Annotated in this window: 19 protein-coding genes; 16 read left to right on the plus strand and 3 right to left on the minus strand. The window is 55.1% G+C overall.

What is annotated here, in order from left to right:
* Positions 1 to 17: 17 nt before the first annotated feature.
* The gene (locus HA45_RS13265; protein WP_100703197.1) at positions 18 to 1,046 is read right to left on the minus strand and encodes an ABC transporter substrate-binding protein; all 1,029 of its coding nucleotides are present in this window, start codon (positions 1,044 to 1,046) and stop codon (positions 18 to 20) included.
* A gap of 218 nt (positions 1,047 to 1,264) precedes the next feature.
* On the opposite strand from HA45_RS13265, the gene HA45_RS13270 reads away from it, so the two are divergent.
* Both HA45_RS13270 and HA45_RS13275 read left to right on the plus strand, forming a co-directional pair.
* Positions 1,265 to 2,299, plus strand: a complete 1,035-nt coding sequence (locus HA45_RS13270) for a LacI family DNA-binding transcriptional regulator (RefSeq protein ID WP_100703196.1) — start codon at positions 1,265 to 1,267, stop codon at positions 2,297 to 2,299.
* A gap of 48 nt (positions 2,300 to 2,347) precedes the next feature.
* Positions 2,348 to 3,631 (plus strand): histidine-type phosphatase, encoded by a 1,284-nt coding sequence (locus HA45_RS13275; RefSeq protein ID WP_100703195.1) that lies wholly within the window; start codon positions 2,348 to 2,350, stop codon positions 3,629 to 3,631.
* On the opposite strand, the gene HA45_RS13280 is transcribed toward HA45_RS13275, so the two are convergent.
* Complete coding sequence (locus HA45_RS13280) at positions 3,606 to 4,526, minus strand: LysR family transcriptional regulator (RefSeq protein WP_100703194.1); 921 nt, start codon at positions 4,524 to 4,526, stop codon at positions 3,606 to 3,608. The two genes, HA45_RS13275 and HA45_RS13280, sit on opposite strands and share 26 nt — an antisense overlap.
* A gap of 133 nt (positions 4,527 to 4,659) precedes the next feature.
* On the opposite strand from HA45_RS13280, the gene HA45_RS13285 reads away from it, so the two are divergent.
* The gene (locus HA45_RS13285) at positions 4,660 to 5,340 is read left to right on the plus strand and encodes an SDR family NAD(P)-dependent oxidoreductase (protein ID WP_100703193.1); all 681 of its coding nucleotides are present in this window, start codon (positions 4,660 to 4,662) and stop codon (positions 5,338 to 5,340) included.
* A gap of 8 nt (positions 5,341 to 5,348) precedes the next feature.
* On the opposite strand, the gene HA45_RS13290 is transcribed toward HA45_RS13285, so the two are convergent.
* Positions 5,349 to 6,281 carry a LysR family transcriptional regulator gene (locus tag HA45_RS13290; protein ID WP_100703192.1) on the minus strand — a complete coding sequence of 311 codons (933 nt, stop codon included), beginning with the start codon at positions 6,279 to 6,281 and terminating at the stop codon, positions 5,349 to 5,351.
* A 99-nt stretch (positions 6,282 to 6,380) separates the two neighbouring features.
* Here HA45_RS13290 and HA45_RS13295 point away from each other — a divergent pair, with 99 nt between their 5' ends.
* The 13 genes from HA45_RS13295 to HA45_RS13350 all read left to right on the plus strand — a co-directional run bounded on the left by HA45_RS13295 (position 6,381) and on the right by HA45_RS13350 (position 20,807).
* A complete protein-coding gene (locus tag HA45_RS13295) occupies positions 6,381 to 7,202 on the plus strand; it encodes an MBL fold metallo-hydrolase (protein WP_100703191.1) in 822 nt (273 codons plus the stop codon).
* 4 nt (positions 7,203 to 7,206) lie between these two features.
* Positions 7,207 to 8,538, plus strand: coding sequence for an amidase (locus HA45_RS13300; protein WP_100703190.1), 1,332 nt, complete (start codon positions 7,207 to 7,209; stop codon positions 8,536 to 8,538).
* A gap of 400 nt (positions 8,539 to 8,938) precedes the next feature.
* Entirely contained in the window at positions 8,939 to 10,267 is a 1,329-nt protein-coding gene (locus HA45_RS13305) for an ABC transporter substrate-binding protein (protein WP_100703189.1), read from the plus strand.
* A gap of 11 nt (positions 10,268 to 10,278) precedes the next feature.
* Positions 10,279 to 10,554 carry a sugar ABC transporter permease gene (locus tag HA45_RS27640; RefSeq protein WP_211280907.1) on the plus strand — a complete coding sequence of 92 codons (276 nt, stop codon included), beginning with the start codon at positions 10,279 to 10,281 and terminating at the stop codon, positions 10,552 to 10,554.
* 8 nt (positions 10,555 to 10,562) lie between these two features.
* Positions 10,563 to 11,183, plus strand: coding sequence for a carbohydrate ABC transporter permease (locus HA45_RS13310; protein WP_211280908.1), 621 nt, complete (start codon positions 10,563 to 10,565; stop codon positions 11,181 to 11,183).
* Positions 11,164 to 12,024: a carbohydrate ABC transporter permease gene (locus HA45_RS13315; RefSeq protein WP_205960969.1), complete on the plus strand. Its 861-nt coding sequence runs from the start codon at positions 11,164 to 11,166 to the stop codon at positions 12,022 to 12,024. Before HA45_RS13310 ends, HA45_RS13315 begins: the two co-directional genes overlap by 20 nt.
* A gap of 4 nt (positions 12,025 to 12,028) precedes the next feature.
* A complete protein-coding gene (locus tag HA45_RS13320) occupies positions 12,029 to 13,090 on the plus strand; it encodes an ABC transporter ATP-binding protein (RefSeq protein ID WP_100703186.1) in 1,062 nt (353 codons plus the stop codon).
* Positions 13,091 to 13,102: 12 nt separating this feature from the next.
* Positions 13,103 to 14,638 carry an alkaline phosphatase family protein gene (locus tag HA45_RS13325; protein WP_158087319.1) on the plus strand — a complete coding sequence of 512 codons (1,536 nt, stop codon included), beginning with the start codon at positions 13,103 to 13,105 and terminating at the stop codon, positions 14,636 to 14,638.
* Between the two features lie 247 nt (positions 14,639 to 14,885).
* Positions 14,886 to 15,644: an SDR family NAD(P)-dependent oxidoreductase gene (locus HA45_RS13330; protein WP_205960968.1), complete on the plus strand. Its 759-nt coding sequence runs from the start codon at positions 14,886 to 14,888 to the stop codon at positions 15,642 to 15,644.
* Positions 15,645 to 15,778: 134 nt separating this feature from the next.
* The gene (locus HA45_RS13335) at positions 15,779 to 17,368 is read left to right on the plus strand and encodes an ABC transporter substrate-binding protein (protein ID WP_100703183.1); all 1,590 of its coding nucleotides are present in this window, start codon (positions 15,779 to 15,781) and stop codon (positions 17,366 to 17,368) included.
* 1 nt (position 17,369) lies between these two features.
* Positions 17,370 to 18,308 carry an ABC transporter permease gene (locus tag HA45_RS13340; protein WP_100703182.1) on the plus strand — a complete coding sequence of 313 codons (939 nt, stop codon included), beginning with the start codon at positions 17,370 to 17,372 and terminating at the stop codon, positions 18,306 to 18,308.
* Positions 18,301 to 19,170, plus strand: coding sequence for an ABC transporter permease (locus HA45_RS13345; RefSeq protein ID WP_100703181.1), 870 nt, complete (start codon positions 18,301 to 18,303; stop codon positions 19,168 to 19,170). The genes HA45_RS13340 and HA45_RS13345 overlap by 8 nt, the downstream gene beginning before the upstream one ends.
* Positions 19,167 to 20,807, plus strand: a complete 1,641-nt coding sequence (locus tag HA45_RS13350) for a dipeptide ABC transporter ATP-binding protein (RefSeq protein WP_100703180.1) — start codon at positions 19,167 to 19,169, stop codon at positions 20,805 to 20,807. Before HA45_RS13345 ends, HA45_RS13350 begins: the two co-directional genes overlap by 4 nt.
* Positions 20,808 to 20,810: the final 3 nt, after the last annotated feature.

The raw sequence follows: 20,810 nt of genomic DNA on the forward strand, positions 1-20,810 counted from the left end.
TTTCCTGGGTCAGCACCTTACTGTGCGCTGGCGCCAATCTCTTTATCCCAGCGGCTCAGCAGCGCTTTGCGCTTAGCGGAATCACCGTAGGTTTTGAAGTCGTAATCGATCAACTTAATGTTCTCGAAGCGCGGTGCATACGGCGAGATTTCTGCGTTGCGGTTTGACGGCAGCTGGAACGATTTCGCCTCTTTCATGTGCGACTGCGCTTCGGCGCTCAACGCCCAGTCGTACCAGACTTTGGCATTCGCCAGGTTACGCGCGCCCTTCACAATCGACATGGAGCCGATTTCATAGCCCGTGCCTTCACAAGGCGCAACGGTCTTGATGGGGAATCCATCGACTTCCATCGCCACTGCGTCATGCATAAAGACAATACCCACCGTGGCCTCACCACGCGCCGCCGCTTTGACCGGTGCAGAACCGGACTTGGTGTATTGCGAAATATTGGCATTGAGTTTTTTCAGGTAATCGAACGCCTGATCCTCACCCATAATTTGCACCAGCGTTGCCAGCGTGTTGTAAGCGGTACCGGAAGAGTTAGGATTGGCAATCTGGATTTCGCCTTTAAAACCCGCATCCAACAAATCTTTCCAGCAGGTGGGCTCTTTCAACTTTTTACTGGCCAACAGTTTGGTGTTGTAACCCCAGCCGAGCGCACCGGCATAGATACCCACCGTGCGATAGCCCGAGTTTTCCGCCTGCTTTTGTGCCCAGTCCTGCTGCTGATCAAGCAGCGGCGATTTATACACCTGCGTTAATCCCTCGTCTGCGGCCTGCATATGTGGATCGCCGGTACCGGCCCACCAGATATCGGTACGCGGATTGCGTGCTTCGCTGCGCAAGCGGGCATAAGCCTCACCTGCCGACAGACGTACCATGCTGACTTTGATATCGGGATGGCTCTGGCTGAAGATGCGCGTCATGTGTTCGCACACCACAACGTCAGCGGAACAAACCATATTGAGATTGCCTGCGGCAGAAGCGGCAAACGGCAAAGCAGTACAACAAAGGGATAGCGCTACAGCGATAGAGGTGGCTCGCATGGTGTTCTCCTTGGGGTGTAGGGTCGATGCTTCATTGGCACCGTATTTTGCACGTGTGTGCAAAGTAGTAATGAACAATAAATCGCCTGTCAAATGGCTTGCTGCGCAATTGATAGCCTATGTCACAAATTTGCAACAAATTAGATCCTGGACGGTTTGCACAGCTTTGCAATTTAGGGCAGACTCTTTTTCAAGCGAAGTTTGCACAGGAGTTGAGCATGCAAGGTGAGAAAACCGTGGTGAGTGCGCAGGATGTGGCAGAGCGCGCGGGTGTATCGCGTTCAGCAGTGTCACGCGTGTTCACGCCAGGGGCTAGCGTGTCATCTGCCATGCGCATCCGCGTGATGAAGGCGGCGGAAGAACTCGGGTATCACGTCAATCATCTGGCGCGCGGACTGGTACGAAATCGCAGTGGGATCGTGTGTTTAATTGTCTCAGAGATCGCCACCCCCTACCGCGCCAGCCTGGTGCGTTGGCTGACACAATCGCTGCAGGAAGCGGGCAAGATTGCCATGCTAATTAACACCGATCGTTCTGACAACAGCGTCTCAGCCGCTTTACAGCAGGCCATCAACTTCCGTGCGGATGCCTCGATCATCCTTTCCGGCATGCCGGATCGCACCATCACTCGCCAGTGTTATCAGCATGGACAGCGCATCATTTTGATCAACCGTGATGAAGCGCTGCCCGGCTCGCTCAGCATTAATCTCGATGCGCAACGCGCCGCCGAGACGGCGGTGATGGCGTTTCAGCGCGCGGGTTGTCGACATCTGGTTTTCGCCAATTCTCTGGCGGGCACGCCCAGCCTGATGAAACGTGAAACGGCCTTTGTGGCTGAAGCGGCGCGTGTGGGCTTAACGGTGACGGTTGAACGCTTTGGTTCGACTTCCTATGAAAGCGGCCAGATTCTGGCGCATCGGCTACTGACTCAACCCCAGCGCCCGGACGCAATATTTTGCGTGACCGATTTGGTCGCCTGCGGATTGATGGACGAAGCCCGCCACCGCTTTGCGCTGCGAGTCCCTGAAGATCTCTGTTTGATCGGCTATGACAGCATTCCTCAAGCTGGCTGGTCTTCCTACAATCTGACCACCTTTGCCCAACCGGTAGAACAGTTTGCGCGTGACGCCGTGGACTGGCTGATGCAAACCGAAGCGGATGAAACCGGCTTTACCCCGCAAAACGAACAGCAGCACGACAGTTTGCTGTATCAGGCTGATGTGGTGTGGCGCGGTTCGGTACGCGGCGGTTAAGCAAACCAGACACCACGATAAGCCGTAAACCTACCAATAAGGAATGTGATGAACCCACGCAGAAACCAGATCGCTGCTCGCCTGTTTATCGCTGGCGCCCTGTGGCTTAGCACTTCGCCGGTACAGGCAGAAGCCCAGTATCAGCTGGAAAAAGTGGTAGAACTGAGCCGCCACGGCATTCGCCCGCCGACGCCGGGCAACCGCAAAGAGATGGAAGCCGCAACCCAGCGTCCATGGACGACCTGGACCACTCATGATGGTGAGCTAACCGGACACGGGTATAGCGCCGTAGTGAATAAAGGCCGCTGGGAAGGTGAACATTATCGTCAGCTAGGATTACTCACTTCAGGCTGCCCACTCGCGCAGGATGTGTATGTGCGCGCCAGCCCGTTGCAGCGCACCCGTGCCACCGCGCAGGCGCTGGTGGATAGTGCGTTTCCGGGCTGTGGCGTTACGGTACATCGCGTTGAGGGAGAAAACGATCCCCTGTTCCAGACCGACGCGTTTCCCGCCACGGATACCGATCCCGCTCAACAGCTGGCGGCGGTAACCGCCGCAACCGGCGATTTGGCCGCACGTCAGCAGGCGTTACAACCCGCCGTTCAGGCGTTGAAAAGCGCCGTGTGTCGGCCTGATAGCGACTGCGCGTTTTTTGAAAAGACGTGGCAGATCAAGCAGAGCAAAAGCGGTAAAAGCTATGTGCAAGGCCTGAGCGTATTAGCCAATATGGTGGAAACGCTGCGCCTCGGCTGGAATGAAAACTTGCCGGCGGATCAATTGGCCTGGGGTAACATCACCCACGCCGCTCAAATCACCGCTGTGCTTCCCCTGTTAACCGCCAATTACGATCTCAGTAATGACGTGCTCTATACCGCGCAAAAACGCGGATCGATTCTGTTAAATCAGATGATTGAGGGCGTTGAGCAAGGTGTTAGCCGCACCTCGGACCGTTTGCCTGATACGCGCTGGCTGCTGTTCGTCGCGCATGACACTAACATCGCGATGGTGCGGACCTTAATGGATTTCACCTGGACGTTACCCGGCTATACTCGCGGCAACATTCCGCCGGGCAGCAGCCTGGTGTTTGAACGCTGGCGCGATAAGAAAACCGGCGAGCGCTTGCTGCATATCTATTTCCAGGCGCAAAGCCTGGACGACCTGCGCAACCTGCAATCGGTTGATCAATCGCACCCTCTGCTTCGTGAAGAGTGGCACGCGTCTGATTGTCGAGTAACGGAAGTGGGTACGCTATGTCCGATGGCCGCGACGCTCGCGGCGTTGGGTAAGCAGCTAGATCACACGGCGATTACTCCGGTGAGTTACGCGCAATAACGCAGACTTCTTTCACCACGCCGCGCAGCCAGCGATGCGCGGCGTCATTCTCCAGACGCGGGTGCCACAATTGTGACACTGTCATATCTGGCGTGGTGAACGGCAGCTCAAACATCGCCAGCGCCTTATTGTCCTTGATCAGCGGATGATGCAGCACCAACGAGTGCGGGACTAATGCTACCCAATCTGACTTCACCACCATCGCGACTGCGGCAGAAAAAGCGGGCACCACCGCCACCACCTTGCGCTGTAATCCGGCTTGCTCAATGGCCTCGTGAACCGGCCCGCCCATTTCTGCGCGGCGAGACGCCACGATATGGCCGAAGGCGGCCAGTTGCGTAATATCCAGCCGCTGCGTCAACGGATGACCCGTGCGCACCACACCCACAAAGCGATCGCGAAACAGCGCTTGCAGGCGGATCTCCGGCCCCATGTTGCCCAACACACCAATCTCTAAATCAATGCTGCCATCACGCAGTTCGCGGTCACTTTTTTCAGGTTTACCCACGAAAATCAGCTGTACATTGGCGGCCTGCGCAGTCACAGCGTCGATTAACGTGCTACCAAACGTTTCGACAAATCCCTCATTGGTCCGCAGGGTAAAACGGCGGTCCAGCTGTGCCAAATCGAGCAACTCCGCATCCGGACTTAACACTGCCCGTGCGTCACGCAGCGTGCGATGGGTGCGTTCACGCATCGCTTCGGCGAAAGGCGTCAGCACCATATTGCGCCCGGCACGCACCAGCAGCGCATCACCCGTGACGGTGCGTAAACGACCCAGCGTGCGGCTCATCGCCGATTCACTCAGGTTCAACCTGCGTGCCGCGCCGATCACGCTGCCGGTCGTCAGCAGTGCATCAAGTGCGATAAGTAAATTCAGATCGGTATCATTCATGTTCGCTATCCTGCTGGATGGCGCGCATCAAGACAAGGCGTTTTATGCAGGTTATCACTGCAAATGCTGCGTGCTCCGCCTGCCCTCAATGCGCGCTAGACTTTTTCTACTGACCAACGTGAAGGAAAAGACAATGAAGACATTACTCATCGGCGCATCGCGAGGACTAGGGTTCGCACTGGCAGAAAATATGCTGCAGCGTGGCTATCAGGTCGTTGCTACCGGCCGCGCACATTCAACGGACAAGCTGACGCAACTGGCCACGCGTTATCCGCAGCAGCTGACCGTGGAAACGGTGGATATCACTGAGCCGGAACAGGTTAGCGCGCTTTATCAGCGCCTCGCGGATACGCAATTTGATATGCTGTTCGTCAATGCCGGAGTGAAAAATGATGACCGGGAAACCATTGCCGATGTTTCAACAGAAGAGTTTACCCGCGTGATGGTGACCAACGCGCTGAGCCCGTTACGCGTCATCGAGACCTTTAAAGATCGCGTGAGCGCCACAGGCACGATTGCTGTGATGTCATCTGGCCAGGGCAGTCTGACGAACAACACCAATGGCCATTACGAGGTTTATCGCGGCAGCAAAGCCGCATTGAATATGTTTATGCGCAGTTTCGCCGCTCGTCATGCAGATGCGCGCACATTGCTGTTAATGGCGCCGGGCTGGGTACGCACCGATATGGGCGGTTCGGCAGCACGTTTGACCATCGACGAGAGCATTCCCAATCTACTGAACACCATGGAAGCCTATGACGGTCGCAGCGGGTTGCATTATCTCGATTATTTGGGTCGGGTGGTGCCCTGGTAATGCCTGGCTTACGCCTGCGTCATCTTTCGCTGTAGCAGACTGCGCAGCGTGTCGCGCAGCCAGCGGTTAGCGGGATCCTCGGTTTGCGCGTTATGCCACAGCAGTGATAGCTCGTAATCGGGCATCTCCACCGGCACCGGCGCGGCCTTCAGACCGTACAGCGCGCACCACGCGGGCGCCAGGCCTTGCGGCACCGTGGCAAACAACGGCAGTTGCTGTAGCAGCAGCGGCAAGCTGGAGAAATGCGGGGTGACATAGCGCACGCGCCTGGCCAGCCCAACACGTTGCAAAGCGAGGTCCAGCGCGCTTTCACTGGCACCGCGATAAGACACCAGCACGTGCTGATAGCGCACAAACTGCGCGGGCGTCAGAGTATCCAGCGCAATGTGCTGGCGGCTCCATAAGGTGCGGAAACCGGCAGGACCCAGTTTCTCCCGGGTCAAATCGCGACTGGCTTCATTCCCCACCGCAATCACCACATCCGCCTGCTGCTGCTCCATCAATGGGATCGCTTGCCAGGGATCCGCGGCCACCACTTTGATGTCCACGCCCGGTGCGCTGATTGCCAACGCCGAGAGCAAATCCGGTATCAGCCACTGTTCCAGCCAGTCACTCATGCCGATACGAAAGCTGCGGCAATCCTGCTCGGGATCAAAAGCCTGCGGCGTGAAGATCACCCGATGCAAATCACCCATCAGCGGGCAGAACTGCTGCACCAACTGTTCGGCGCGCGGCGTCGGTGTCATACCATGTGAGGTGCGAATAAACAGCACATCGCCAAACATCTCACGCAACCTTTTCAGCGCAGCACTCACCGCCGGTTGGCCGAGATAAAGCCGGTTGGCGGCTTGGGTCACGCTGCGCACGTCATACATCACCAGCAGCACAACCAGTAAATTCAGGTCGATACGGGCGAAATCATTTTCATTGATGGATTGCATGATTTTAATCGATTTAAATAATCATTAGCGCATCAGTATAGTGACTTTCATTCGACTGTCACGGGCGCACTGGCGCGCCCCATCCCGTTTGGAGCCAAAATGACGATACGCGTTGGTGATTGCCTGATTGAGAAAATCGTTGAGCAAAGTGCCACCTTCCCTTACGGCACGCTGTTTAAAGCGCATCGTGCAGAAATGAGCGATGCGGTTGCCGCGCAACCGGCAGAGATCTCGATTCATAGCTGGGTGGTTCGCACTGCCGAGCACACCATCCTGATTGATACGGCCACCGGCAACGGCCGCGATCGGGATAACAAGCCGTTGTTCCATCAGCTGAATACGCCGTATGCCGAGCGTCTGGCGCAGGCAGGCGTTGATCCCGCTGCGGTAACGCTGGTGCTGATGACGCATATTCATACCGATCACGTTGGCTGGAACACCCATTTCGTTGATGGTCAGTGGCAACCGATGTTTCCCAACGCGCGTTACGTTTGTTCAGCGCTGGAACTACAACGCTGTCAGAACGATGCCGCCAACGAGGCGTTATATCGCGACAGTATTCTTCCGCTGATGGTGAGTGGCCAGTTGGAGACCGTTAACCCGAAGGATTCGCCGTTGTATGCCGGTGTGCTGCGCTATCTCTCCACGCCAGGCCACAGTAGCGATCATGCGTCGATCGTGCTGGAGAGCCAGGGTGAATGTGCCATCTTTGCCGGGGATGTGATGCACCATCCCATCCAATTTCAGCATCCGCTATGGAACTCGCTGTTTTGTGAGGATTTGCCGCTCGCCATTGCATCACGTCAACGGGTTATAGACTGGTGCAGACAACATCAGGCAATCTGGTTCAGTAGCCATTTTCATCACAGCTCATGCGGCCGGGTGGCGCGCGACGGGCAGTGGATCCCACTTGAGGAGTAACCTGATGCAACACGCTGATTATCTGACCGCGACGCTGGATGATTTACAACGCGCCCTGCAGCTGGGTGATGTCACGTCACGGCAGCTAACTGAATGGACGCTGCAACGCATCGCGCAGTTGGATCAGCCCCGCTATAACGCTATGACCTGGTTATTTGCTGATGAAGCACGTGCGGCAGCAGACGCCAGCGATGGACGACGTCAGCAAAGCGAAGCGCTGGGTCGGCTTGAAGGCATTCCCGTGCTGATCAAAGACAACATCGAGGTCGCTGGCTGGCCCACCAGCGCTGGCTCGGTGATGCTGCGTGACGTAGTGGCCGAACAAGACGCGCCACTGGTCACCGTCCTGCGCCATCAGGGGGCGATACTGCTGGGTAAAACCGCTATGCATGAACTGGCCGCGGGTATTACCGGCGCATCGTCGCTGAGTGGTTTTACCCACAATGCCTGGTGCGAGGGCCGCTCACCGGGCGGTTCGAGCAGCGGCTCGGCAGTCGCGGTGGCGGCGGGCTATGTACCGCTCGCGATGGGCAGTGATACCGCCGGTTCGGTGCGCATTCCCGCCGCGTTTAATGGCCTATTTGGTTTACGCATGTCGCGTGGCGCACTCAGTACCGCCGGCATTGTGCCGCTCTCTCCGACCCAGGACATTCCGGGCCCCTTAGTGCGAAGCGCAACCGATTTGCGCATCGCCACCGAGATTCTCAGTGCCCAGACTTTTGCCGTCGAGGGTGACACGCTGCGCGTCGGCATCTGGCGAGAGGGCTTTGCAGCAGAAGAAACCGAGATTAACCAGGCGGTTCGGGCCGCAGTGTCAGGATTTGATCCGTTGGAAGTGAGCTGGCCGCAGCTTGAAGCATTGGCAGCGCAGGCCAATATTATTGGTTATGAATTTGCTGAAGCGCTGGCGGCGTATTTGGCAGATAAACCTCAGGCACTGTTTCTCACTTTGCCAGAAATTGCTGCATCCGGGCTTTATCATCCGCAGTTGGAGAATGTATTCAAAACTCGCGCGGTACATCCGGGCACGGACAGTGAGGGTTACGCCACCGTGCAGCAACATCAGCGCGATCTTTATCAACGGCTGGAGGCGTTTTTCGCTGAGCATGATATTAATCTGTTGGCCTATCCGGTGGTGCGACACGCACCGGTGAAACACGGTGAATTGCAGGAAGGAAGTAATGCGTTGCTATCGGCCGTGACAGGTGCGCCTGCCGTGAGCATACCGGCCGGATTGAGTGAGGAAGGGCTGCCGATCGGTCTGGAACTGCTGGCACTGCGCGGGCGTGAGGATTTATTATTGCGCGCCGCAGAAATAATTTCACAGCAGCAATAAAGACGACGGAGGCACCCTGTGCCTCTATTTTGTGCAAAACCCCTTTTCTAATCCTTGATAATGGCATAGCCCAAATAACCCTTTCGCTGTTCACGCCATTTGCACTCTTCTTATATAAGAAATAAGCAATTACTTTTAAATAATGAGCTTATGAAAGCCCGCGTAATATTGATATTACCACAAGGTCTTTGTGCGCATTTTATATTCGTTCTTATGATGATTCCTCAGATAAATACAAAGGAAAACAATCATGACCACGAATCGTTCACGGGCATCATCTGATTTCCCTTTTCTCCATCACGACCTATTTATCGGGTAAAACCCTTTCTGATCCTGAAACGGCACCAAGCAGGTTGCCGGATCATTCTGTCAGCAGTGTAACGTTAAAAGGAAGTTGTGAATGGAACGTCGTGATCTAATAAAAGCGATGGCTGCAGTAGGTGCTTATAGCCTGATACCCGGGTTGGCTCGCGCGGCGAGCGGTGCACGTAAATATGAAGGCGTCACGCTTAATGTATCCACCTTCAGCGCAGCCTGGCCCAGCTTAGTCCGCCAGTGGTTACCGGAGTTTGAAGCGTTAACGGGTGCGCGTGTCAATCTCGATACCCCTTCCTTTCCGGTCTACAACCAGCGAGCAGATTTAGAGCTTTCGACCAAAGGATCGGCCTATGACGTGGTTAACGTCACTTTTATCTACACCAGCCGCTGGATCAACGCCGGATGGCTGACCCCTTTGGATGATTACATCGCCAATCCGAACCTGACGGCTGAAGACTGGAATGTAAAAGATTTTCTGCCCGCGACGCTGCAAGCTGAAACAGGCCGTGATGGCAAACTCTATGGTGTGCCTTACGTCGTAGAGGGAATGTTATCGGGCGCCACTCGCTATGACCTCATTCAACAAGCAGGATTGGCGTATCCCGATACCACGGACGATTTGCTAAAAGTGTTGAGGGCAGTGAATAAGAAGGAGCGCGTAGCCGGTTACATCACTGATAATCATTATGGCTGGACGTTTATCCCTTATCTGCAAGCCTTTGGCGGCAATGTATTCCGAAATGCTCCGAACGATTTATATCCCACGCTTGATAGCCCTGAAGCCGTCGCGGCGGCTGACTTCTTTGCCAATCTGATTCGCGAATTCGGACCGAACGGCGGTATTACTTACAGCGCCGATCAGGCTTTGCAGTCGTTAAAACAAGGTCGCGTTAATTTTACCGATTCCAGCCAAACCTATCTGGCGCAGCTGGGCGATGCCAGGACTTCACGCATTGTTCAAAGTACGCACGTTGGACCCATGGTGAAAGGGCCCGCGGGACGCTTTCCTGGCATGGCGGTGCATGCTTTAGGTATTCCGGTGGGTTCGAAAAACAAAGAGGCAGCCTGGGCATTCATTCAATGGTCGCTGTCGAAACAAAACGGTACGCGGGCAATTACGGCAGGATATGGATCGCCAACCCGTCGAAGTGACATAGATTCCAGCGCGTTTCGTGCCAAACAGCAAATCAACGGTATCGATCTCGCTCAACTCTCCATTGATGCCATCGACCAGGCTGGTAAAGGGGGTTATATGGCTTATCGCACCGTGGATGTCTATCCGCAGGTCGATCAACAAATCAATAAAGCCATTTCACTGATTGCATCAGGCCAGCTCTCGGCAAAACAGGCAATGTCTCAGGCGCAGGCCGGCGCCGTTGCCGACATACGTCGCTCTGGTCTGAAGATTTGACAGGAGAGCCAATGTCACAATCCCTTATCAGCTGGCGTGTGCGCCAGCGTAATGCCTGGCTGCTGGGTCTGGCACCGTCACTGTTCGTCTTGACGGTGCTGACATTAGTCCCTGCACTGGCGCTGGTGGTCACCAGCTTTACGCCCTTTAGCCTGACTCATCCCGAGTCAACGTTTACCTTTACCCATCCTTTAGTCAACTACCAGCAGCTGCTTCACGATAGCCGCTTTCTGGATTCCATCGGGACGCAGTTGAAGCTGTCCTGTGTCAGCGTGTTTTTCAGGTAGTCATCGGGTTGCTGTTAGCGCTGCTGCTCAATGGCACTTCTCGTATATTGAACACTGCCCGTACCTTGCTGTTAATCCCTATGGTGTTACCGCCGATTATCGTGGCATTGATTTGGAAAATTATTTATACCCCGGATATTAGCCCCCTCCATCAATTACTCGATCGCGCAGGCTATCCTCTCGATTCTTTGATTGCCAATCCAAATACCGCGTTATGGGCGATCGCGGTGGCCGACATTTGGCAATGGTTCCCCTTCACGTTGCTAATGGTATTAGCCGCGTTGCAGATGATCCCTAATGATCCCCAGGAAGCGGCAAAACTTGACGGCGCCCATCGTTTTAATATTTTTCGCTTCATCATTTTGCCGCATCTCAAACCGGTGCTGGCAGTCTGCGTCTTGTTCCGTCTTATCGATAGCTTCAAGGCCTTTCCTTTGATTTACGTCCTCACCGACGGAGGACCGGGATCGATTACGGAGGTCACTAACTATTACGGATTTATCCAGGCCTTTAATTTCTCTTATTGGGGTTATGGCAGTGCCATCGCTGTCGTGATTCTGGTTGGGGTGTTTATTTTAAGCTGGCTGATTGGCCGCATGGGGTGGAATGATGACCGTACAACACACTGAGGCGATCGCTAAACCGTTTCAACACGCGGCTCGCCGCTGGCGATGGAAAGGCATTCGCACCAGCAGTGCTATTTTGCTCACATTTCTATTGCTTTCACCGTTTCTGTGGATGGTGGTGATGGCCTTCCGCCCAGCCGCAGAAGTGTTTGACCTCACTCTGTGGTTCACACCCACGCTGGATGCCTTTCGCGCATTGATTGCCGGTCACTTTCTTGATTCTTTCAGCCATAGCTTATGGGTCAGTATTCTCTCGACTCTGTTCTCCCTGTTACTCGGGGTGCCCGCCGCATGGGTGTTGACGCGCTGGCGTTTTCGTTTGCGTCATTCGGTGGCACTGTGGATTTTAGTCACGCGCATGGCACCGCCTATCGCCTTCACCATTCCATTCTTTCTGGCATGGCGCTGGTTAGGCTTGCAGGACACCATAATTGGACTGGCAATTGTTTATCTGACGTTCAATCTCGCCATCGTCATCTGGTTGATGCAGACCTTTTTTGCGGCAGTGCCCGTCACACTAGAGGAAGCGGCCTGGCTAGATGGCTGTTCACTGTGGCGCAGTTTCTGGCATATCTCATTGCCCCTGGTTAAACCTGGACTCGCGGCGACTGCCATCCTCTGCTTCATCTTTTCCTGGAATGATTTCTTTTACGCGCTGATTTTGACGCGGACCAACGCCATCACCGCCCCGGTGGCTATTGTGAATTTCCTGCAATACGAAGGCTGGGAGTGGAGCAAGATCGCGGCTAGCGGCACGCTGGTCATGTTGCCCGTGGTGGCATTTACGCTATTGGTGCGCCGTTATTTGGTGCATGGCCTGACTGCAGGCGGACTAAAGGATTAAGACTATGGCAACGCTGACGTTAAAAAATCTGCATAAAAGCTATGAACAGCACGACATCATCCGCGGCATTGATTTGGAGATTCATCACGGAGAATTTGTGGCATTGGTTGGGCCTTCGGGTTGCGGCAAATCCACCCTGCTGCGAATGATCGCGGGGCTGGAGAGTGTCACAGGCGGTGAATTAGCGCTGGATGGCGAGGTGATCAATGACCTCTCGCCACAAGAACGCAATATGGCAATGGTATTCCAGAATTACGCTCTGTATCCCCACATGACCGTCGCGGAGAACCTTGGATTCTCTCTCAAGATGCAAGGTCAGAGCAAAACGGCCATTCAACCGCAGGTTGAGCAGGTTGCTGCTACGCTGGGTTTAACCCCACTGCTCACACGTAAACCGGCGCAATTATCCGGAGGACAGCGCCAGCGTGTGGCAATGGGCCGAGCCATCTTGCGCCACCCTCGGCTGTTCTTGTTTGATGAACCGCTGTCCAACCTCGATGCCAAGCTGCGCGTTGAAGTGCGTACTGAAATTAAGGCACTCCACCAGCGGCTAAACACCACCATGATTTATGTCACGCACGATCAGGTCGAAGCCATGACCATGGCAGACCGTATTGTGGTGCTGCGTGATGGGAAGATCGAACAAGTGGGTACGCCGCTCGAACTGTACGATCATCCCGCCAATGCCTTTGTCGCATCGTTTATTGGTTCGCCCTCCATGAACCTGTTCGCTGGTCAGATTCAAGCTGATGGTACGGTGGTGACCGACGATGGAATTCCGTTACCCGCCCCCGACAACAGTGGCTTAGCGCAGGGCCGCCGCGTGCTTTACGGTATTCGTCCACAGCACTTCGTCTTACAACCGCACAACAGCGTGGCTGCACAGGTCAGCGTGGTTGAGCCAACCGGTGCTGAGACCCAAATCATGTTGAACATCGGACAACAAAAAGCCACGGCACTGTTTCATCAGCGTATTGATGCCGTGCCGGGGCAAACGCTGCATCTCGCACCGGACGCACACCATGCGCACCTGTTTGATGCTGAAAATGGCCTACGTCTTAACTAAGGATTGATGTTGATGAGTCGGAAAGTGATTGTATTTGGTGTAGACGGGCTGATGATGCCGTTGATCAAAAAATTTGTCGCTGAGGGCGCTTTGCCCCATATCAAACGCATGTTAGACGGGGGCGCAGCAGGTGAACTGTTGCCCAATATCTCCGCATGGGGTGACGTTAATTGGGTGGCATTTCTGTCTGGGCAAAGCCCGGGGACATCCTGGTTAGGCCAATCACAGCCTACCGCCTATAAGGACTCCGGCAACCTGCTGGAGAAACTTGAGCAACAAGGATTACGTGCGGCGTTGGTGCATTTTCCTGAAAGTATCTCTGCTCCTGCGCCTCATTTCACCCTGGCACCGTATTGGGCAAGCGCCGCGCCTTGCCCGTTCACCTTTGCGACGCCGGCCATTTTCACCACACGCTATGGCGAACGCAACGCACCCAGGGATCCCCCCCAACAAACACTGGGCTGGCCCCCGTCATCGCCGCTGGCATATCACGAGAAAGGATTGTGGCAGCCAATAGAAAATCACCAGCTGCATATTCAATCTGCGCGTACCGATGCTATCCCCCTTTCACTCCAACACAGCGCCGGGCAGCTATACATTCATTATCAACAGCGCGCTGTAGAGCTGAAGCGTGATGAATGGAGTGATTGGTTACCGCTGGGCGATGTCGCGGAAGGCGGCGCCGTACGCTTTTGGCTGGCCGCATGGCAGCCAGAAACGTCGCTTATTGAGGTGATTCAAAGCGAAATTACCTACCCACAACGCCTCGGTTCTGATGCACTGGTCACCCAAGCGTTGATCGATAATTTTGGCCCTTTCTTCAGTCAGTGGGCAATTAAAGCCTCACCCAAAGAAGCCTATCGCGCATCGACCTTGCAGGATGCTGAGCACCAGTCACTGTGGATGGCAAATAGTGCGCTGCATTTAACACATGATCACGGCTATGCTCTGTGGATCGGCGTACATCATCTGGTAGATGAATCTCACCATTTGTGCCTTGGGCAATATGATCCGCAATCGCCTTTTTTCCGTGCCGATGAAGCTGACGCTTACGTCGCCGTGATGCGGGAATGTTATCAGGTACTGGATAGATCAATCGGACACATCCTCGACCACATGGATGAGCAGACAACGTTGTTACTGGCTTCCGATCATGGCGATGTGCCTAACGAATATATGTGCGATATCAATCGCTATTTGGCGCAACTGGGGCTGGTCACTTATGACGCCGCGGATAAACCCCTTCCCCAGCAAAGCCAGGTCTATTTGAAAGATGCTCGGGGAGGCCTGGAGATCTTTATTAATCTCAAGGGGCGTGAAAGCCAGGGCGTTGTTGCGCCAGCAGAATTTGAGCAGGTGCGGAACAAGGTTATTGATGCCCTCAATCGCTGGCAAATTGATCAGCGGGCGGCAGTTGCCTGGGTGTTGCGCAAAGAGGATGCCGCCAGTATTGGCTATTGGGGGATGAAGCCGGTGATGTGCTGTTTACCTACAATACTGGATTTGTCTGGGGCACCAGCCGTGAGGGTTCGGCAATCTGCCCGGTAAGTGCACCTGGAGCGAACCATGGCCCACAGAAGCCCAGCGCCGAAACCGAGCATAGCGCTAACTATGGCGTACTACTCGCTTACGGCGCGGGTATTCGCCAAAACTATTATCGCGACCGTCAGCGATTTGGGCCCTACCGCATGATCGATCCCGCCGCAACCATCGCCACCTTGTTAGGGGTTGCCACTGAGCGGTTAGATGGGACGGTAATGCACGACTTTTTGGCACCGCTCTGAGGAGGTGAATTTTGCCACATGTTTACACCCGCTATGCCAGCTTGCAGGGTAAAACCGTCATCGTGACGGGAGGTGCAAGTGGCATTGGCTCGGATTTGGTTGAAGCATTTTGTCAGCAAGGGAGCCACGTCCATTTCCTCGATATTGATCAGGAAGCGGGCGCCGCTTTGACCGCTCAGCAACCTGCTCGTTTTTATCCTTGTGACTTACGCGACATCGCCACGTTACGCCACACCATTCAACACATTGCCGTGCAGGAAGGCGGTATCGACGTGCTGATTAACAATGCGGCCAATGATGAGCGTCATGATTTTTTTAGCGTCGAGCCCGATTACTGGCAGCAGCGTATGGCGTTGAATCTGGATCATCAACTGTTCGCTAGTCAGGCGGCAGCGGCGGTGATGCGCGAACAGCAATCAGGCGTGATTTTGCTTACCAGCTCAACCTCCGTGATGAAGGGCCGCCCCGGTATGGTGGGCTACACCACAGCGAAAGCTGCCATCCTCGGTCTCAACCAAACCTTAGCGCGCGAGTTAGGTGGATATGGTATTCGCGTGAACTGTCTGGTTCCGGGCGCCATTAACACCCCACGCCAGCAAGCCCTGTGGCGTTCGCCGCAGGCTAATGAAGAGATCGCCCGTATGCAGGCCATTAACATCGATTTACAAGGCCGGGATGTTGCCGCCATGGCCCTGTTCGTCGCCTCAGATGATGCGCGAGGATGTACCGCCGCTCAATTTATTGTCGATGCCGGCATTCGATTTAACTGAGCTAAGCGACCGCCGCGTAACCATTATGTAATTTACGGAATTCAATAGCGTTTATTATCAGTTTTCTGTGCGGCCACAGATTCGTAGGGTGAACCCGATGTCTGGGAAACTTTTACGTAATCTGAGGATCGAGCATGCAAATCAGTAAAAAAACAAAAATAATCGCGGCGCCTTTATTGGCAGGGGTGCTGTTCTCGCAGGTGGCGACGGCAGAGGAGAAGCCGGTTGCCGGGGGGACGCTAAATGTGGCGTTAGGCAGCGATACCCCAATCATCGATCCTTCCATTACGGGCTATTCCGTCACGGCTTTAGTCACGCGCAACGTGGTGGATTCTCTGGTTGGGCAGGCTGAAGATAATCGTTTTACTCCCTGGCTGGCGACTGCCTGGGAAATCAATGACGATCATACGCAGTACACTTTCCATCTGCGCAAAGATGTGACGTTCAGCGATAAAACACCGCTGGATGCCGCCGCCGTAAAATATAATCTCGACCGTATTCTCGATCCGAAAACCACCTCCAGCTACAGCAAATCACTGCTGGGCCCGATTAGCGACATCACCACCCCTGATGCCTACACGGTGGTTATTCATTACAAAACACCGTTTGCCTCACTGTTGCAGGGACTCAGTTTGCCCTATTTAGGCATTCAGTCTCCCACCTATCTCAAAAACACGCCAAACACAAGCAACACCGTGGTGGGTTCCGGGCCGTTTATTCTGAAATCCTTTGTGAAGGGGAATGGCAGCCAGCTGACCCGACGCGATGATTACCATTGGCCAGCGGGTTATGCGAAACACACCGGTCCCGCGTGGCTGCAGGCGATAAACTTTAAATACCTGCCGGAATCGTCTGTGCGTTTAGGCGCGCTCACCAGCCATCAGGTGCAGGCTATTGATGCCGTGCCCCCGGCTAATGCACGTTCGCTAAAAAATAATCCACAAATCCAAATCCTCACCAAAGAAAATCCCGGCGTGAACCGTGTCCTGTATCTCAATCAGTCAACCGGTGTTTTCCAGGACGTGAAGGTGCGTCAGGCCTTTTTACACGCGGTTGATGCCGCATCCGCCGTCAAAGTGGCGTTCTTTGGCACCTTAAAACCCGCCAATACAATTCTGGGTCCCCAGACGCTGTATTACGACGCCACTGCAACCACGCGCTTCGATTTGGCGCTCAGCGAGAAATTGCTGGATCAGGCTGGCTGGAAGGTCGCTGAAAACGGGGTGCGCAATAAAGCGGGTAAACCCTTAACCGTTCGCTTCCTCTATGATCCCACCTCTGCCGAGAGCGCCGACCTCACGCTGTTCCAGGCCTTACAGTTTCAGGTTAAAAAAGCCGGTTTTGAACTCAAACTCGATCCCGTGGATACCGGCGTATTTACCGCTCGCAGTGCAGACAATGATTACGATATAGCCTCGAACTTTTACGTGCGCGCGGAACCGGATATCTTGCGCACCGTATTTCACTCCGCCTACATTCCGCCAAAAGGCGGGGATTATGCCCGTGTCACGCAGCTGGACGACAAGCTCACGCAGGCGATTGGTGTAGCGGATGCGCAGCGCAAGCAGCTTTATAGTGAAATCCAGCATCAGATCATCGATCAAGCCTATGCGGTGCCGATTTACGTTCCGGCGTATCAATTCGGCATCAGCAAGCAGTTGCACGGTGTCGGTTGGTCTACCAACGCTAAGCCCACCTTCTACGATGCCTGGCTGAGCCAATAATATGGCGACCGCAATCATCCGCCGCTTTTTCACCCTTATCGCCGTGCTTTGGGGGGCGGCGACCTTGACCTTCATTGCGCTTAAACTGATCCCGGGCGATCCCGTGTTGATCCTCAGCGGCGGTGATAGCGTGGTTGACGATGCCTACCGTGCGGTATTGACCGCTCAGTTTGGCCTGGACAAGCCCGTATGGCTGCAATATCTGCGCTATTGCGGACAGGCGTTAATCGGGCATTTCGGGGACAGCTATCAATACCGCGCGCCCGTCATCCAGGTGATCGGCGCCGCACTTGGCCAAACGTTGCAACTGGCGCTGTGTGCCCTGTTACTGGCGCTTTCACTGGCTATCCTCAATGCACTCGCTACTGCCGGTCGCTGGCATACGCTGCGAGCCTGCTTTGCCACGCTTGAACTCTGTTTACTCAGCACGCCGGTGTATTGGATCGGCATTATTTTGCTAAGCCTGTTCAGCTTTCATCTGCAATGGTTTCCCGTGATGGGCAATGACGGCTGGCAATCGCTGGTTTTGCCCGTTATTGCACTCAGCCTGCCGCTGACCGCCATCTTAAGCCAGGTCTTACGCGATGGGCTGGAGGAGGCGCTCACGCAGCCCTTTGCCCTCACCGTCCGCACACGTGGTGCCAGTGAAACCCTGCTGCGCCTGCGTCATGGGTTGCGCCATTCTGCCTTAGCGATTTCCACCCTAACCGGCACGCTGTTAGCCAACGTACTCAGCGGATCCATTCTGACGGAAACCGTGTTTGGCCGCGTCGGATTAGGGAAAATCACCTTAAACGCCATCGCCAGCCGCGATATGCCGCTGGTGCTGGGTTTAGTGATGCTCTCCGCCCTGTTATTTGTGGTGATTAACCTGCTGGTCGATGCGCTCTATCTGATCATTGATCCTCGCCTGCGCACCCGGAGTGTTCAAGATGAGTAATCCTCCCCTTCTGCTATCGCGCCGTCAGTTCAGATGGCGTTTCACGCACCCGCTACTGTCATTAAAAACGTTATTCCCCGCCGCCGTGATTGTTTTGCTGCTGCTGATCGTAATCGCGCCGCAGTGGTTTGCCCTGCAGGGCCCGGAAGAGATGGATATGGAGGCGGTGCTGCAACCGCCTTCATGGCAGCATTTTTTTGGCACCGACGCGTTAGGCCGTGATGTTTACAGTCGTGTCATTTATGGCTCAGCGCTGTCACTCAGTATTGGCGTGGGAGCAACGCTATTGGGATGTGCAGGCGGCATCGTATTGGGCGTGCTGGCTTCATTAGGGCCACGCAGTGTGCAAAAAGTGGTGGTTCGCGTGCTGGATATCCTGCTCGCGTTTCCCGAACTGTTGCTGGCACTGCTGGTGATTGCGGTGCTCGGTCGCGGCCCGGTGAATACGTTACTGGCGGTTGGGCTATCAAGCATTGCAGGATATGCCCGTTTGCTGCGGTCGCAGATTTTGCAGGTCAAATTGTCCGGTTACGTACAGCAAGCGGTGATCGTCGGAGAACGCCCTTTAACCATTGTGATCCGCCATATCATACCGAACACGCTGCGCCCTCTGTTGATTCTGGTCACGCTGGGTATCGGCCAGTCAGTGCTGCATGCCTCTTCGCTCAGTTTCCTCGGCATGGGCGTTATTCCGCCGATGGCTGAATGGGGCGCGATGCTGGCTGAAGGCAGAGATTATTTTGATATTGCGCCGTGGATGAGCCTGCTGCCGGCCACCGTTGTCGCGCTGTCCGTGATCGCACTGACGCTGTTTGGTCGCCGCTTGCAAGTTCTTTTACTACAGGGAAAATCCTCACGATGAGTTCACAGCCCTTGTTGCAGGTTGAAAAGTTACGCGTGCGTTTCCCCTCGGCTGAAGGAGTGATTGATGCAGTAAAATCCCTCTCTTTCCACGTCAATGCCGGCGAAATTTTGGCGCTGGTGGGTGAATCAGGATCGGGTAAGTCCGCCACTGCACGGGCGCTGGTCGGGCTGGCGGGTGAAAACGCTCAGGTTGATGCGGAGCGGCTGAATCTCACGCACGCCCGGCAGACTATCGATTTACTCACCCTGAACAGCGGTGCATGGCGTAGCGTGCGCGGTAAAGCCGTGGGCTTTGTGTTGCAAGATGCACTGACATCATTGGACCCCTTACGCACGGTCGGTCAGGAAGTGGCTGAAGCGCTGCGCATTCACCACAAGCTGCGCCGAAGCGAGGTGAATCAACGTGTTACCGCGTTATTAACCGACGTGGGTATGGATGATGCGGCAAACCGCATGTTGCAGTACCCGCATGAGCTGTCGGGTGGCTTGCGCCAGCGTGCGCTGATTGCCTCTGCGCTGGCCGCAGGCCCACAACTCCTGATTGCGGATGAACCCACCACCGCATTAGACGTCACCGTACAGCAGCGCATTTTGGCGCTGTTCAGACAACTGGCCGATCAAGGACATGGCATTTTGCTGATCACCCATGACCTCTCGGTGGTGGCTAAAATTGCCGACCGGGTCGTGGTGATGAAGGACGGTGAAAGTGTTGAAACCGGCACCACCTCCGCGTTAATGGCGCATCCACAGCATGTTTATACCCAACGCTTGCTGGCTGCGGTGCCCGGCTCCCATACGCGTGGACAGTGGCTCTCTTCTGCCAACACGTCTCTGGCGCCCAGCATGGCAGCGCAGCCCACCGCTGCGCCCACCCTATTGGAAGCCCGTAATCTCACGCTGGCTTTTCAACGGCCAGACGGTTCGCGCCATCAGGTCTTACGCGATGTCAGCCTAAAACTGCGCAAAGGGGAAACGCTGGGGCTGGTGGGTGAATCGGGCTGCGGTAAAACCACCCTGGGTAAAGTGCTGCTTGCCGTGCAAAAAGTACAACGCGGTGAGGTCAATCTGGCGGGACAAGCCTGGAGCATACTATCGGAGTCACAACGGCGCGGGCTGCGCGCGCGCATTCAAACCATCAGCCAGGATCCTCTCGGCTCCTTTGATCCGCAGTATCAGGTACAGCAGATTATTGAGCAGCCACTGAAGTTGAAATCCAATACGACACAGCACGCTATCCAGGCGCGAGTCAAAGAGCTGATGCGGCTGGTGGGCTTATCAGAAACGCTGTTGCAGCGCCGCCCCAGCGCCTTATCGGGAGGGCAGCGCCAGCGTGTGGCCATCGCTCAGGCTTTGGCCTCCGATCCCGAGATCTTAATCTGTGATGAACCGGTTTCGGCACTGGACGTGACGACGCAGGCACAAGTGTTGGATCTGCTGCGGCATCTACAGCAGCAGTTGGGGTTGTCGATGCTGTTTATTTCGCACGATCCTGGCGTCGTGCAGCATATGAGCCATCAGATTGCCGTGATGAAAGGCGGTGAAATTGTTGAGCTGGCCACCGCGGAGCAGCTGAAGTCTGCTCCGCAGCACCCTTATACGCGCCATTTGATGCTATCGACGGATTGGGGGCGATAAACG

The sequence above is a fragment of the Pantoea rodasii genome, from assembly GCF_002095465.1.
GTDB classification, from domain to species: Bacteria; Pseudomonadota; Gammaproteobacteria; order Enterobacterales; family Enterobacteriaceae; genus Pantoea; species Pantoea rodasii.

What these genes read in the sequence shown, in the direction of transcription:
- HA45_RS13265 (WP_100703197.1), bottom strand. Translation starts at nt 1,046, where the DNA reads ATGCGAGCCACCTCTATCGCTGTAGCGCTATCCCTTTGTTGTACTGCT.
- HA45_RS13270 (WP_100703196.1), top strand. Translation starts at nt 1,265, where the DNA reads ATGCAAGGTGAGAAAACCGTGGTGAGTGCGCAGGATGTGGCAGAGCGC.
- HA45_RS13325 (WP_158087319.1), top strand. Translation starts at nt 13,103, where the DNA reads ATGAGTCGGAAAGTGATTGTATTTGGTGTAGACGGGCTGATGATGCCG.
- HA45_RS13275 (WP_100703195.1), top strand. Translation starts at nt 2,348, where the DNA reads ATGAACCCACGCAGAAACCAGATCGCTGCTCGCCTGTTTATCGCTGGC.
- HA45_RS27640 (WP_211280907.1), top strand. Translation starts at nt 10,279, where the DNA reads ATGTCACAATCCCTTATCAGCTGGCGTGTGCGCCAGCGTAATGCCTGG.
- HA45_RS13345 (WP_100703181.1), top strand. Translation starts at nt 18,301, where the DNA reads ATGAGTAATCCTCCCCTTCTGCTATCGCGCCGTCAGTTCAGATGGCGT.
- HA45_RS13335 (WP_100703183.1), top strand. Translation starts at nt 15,779, where the DNA reads ATGCAAATCAGTAAAAAAACAAAAATAATCGCGGCGCCTTTATTGGCA.
- HA45_RS13305 (WP_100703189.1), top strand. Translation starts at nt 8,939, where the DNA reads ATGGAACGTCGTGATCTAATAAAAGCGATGGCTGCAGTAGGTGCTTAT.
- HA45_RS13315 (WP_205960969.1), top strand. Translation starts at nt 11,164, where the DNA reads ATGACCGTACAACACACTGAGGCGATCGCTAAACCGTTTCAACACGCG.
- HA45_RS13280 (WP_100703194.1), bottom strand. Translation starts at nt 4,526, where the DNA reads ATGAATGATACCGATCTGAATTTACTTATCGCACTTGATGCACTGCTG.
- HA45_RS13340 (WP_100703182.1), top strand. Translation starts at nt 17,370, where the DNA reads ATGGCGACCGCAATCATCCGCCGCTTTTTCACCCTTATCGCCGTGCTT.
- HA45_RS13300 (WP_100703190.1), top strand. Translation starts at nt 7,207, where the DNA reads ATGCAACACGCTGATTATCTGACCGCGACGCTGGATGATTTACAACGC.
- HA45_RS13295 (WP_100703191.1), top strand. Translation starts at nt 6,381, where the DNA reads ATGACGATACGCGTTGGTGATTGCCTGATTGAGAAAATCGTTGAGCAA.
- HA45_RS13285 (WP_100703193.1), top strand. Translation starts at nt 4,660, where the DNA reads ATGAAGACATTACTCATCGGCGCATCGCGAGGACTAGGGTTCGCACTG.
- HA45_RS13320 (WP_100703186.1), top strand. Translation starts at nt 12,029, where the DNA reads ATGGCAACGCTGACGTTAAAAAATCTGCATAAAAGCTATGAACAGCAC.
- HA45_RS13350 (WP_100703180.1), top strand. Translation starts at nt 19,167, where the DNA reads ATGAGTTCACAGCCCTTGTTGCAGGTTGAAAAGTTACGCGTGCGTTTC.
- HA45_RS13290 (WP_100703192.1), bottom strand. Translation starts at nt 6,281, where the DNA reads ATGCAATCCATCAATGAAAATGATTTCGCCCGTATCGACCTGAATTTA.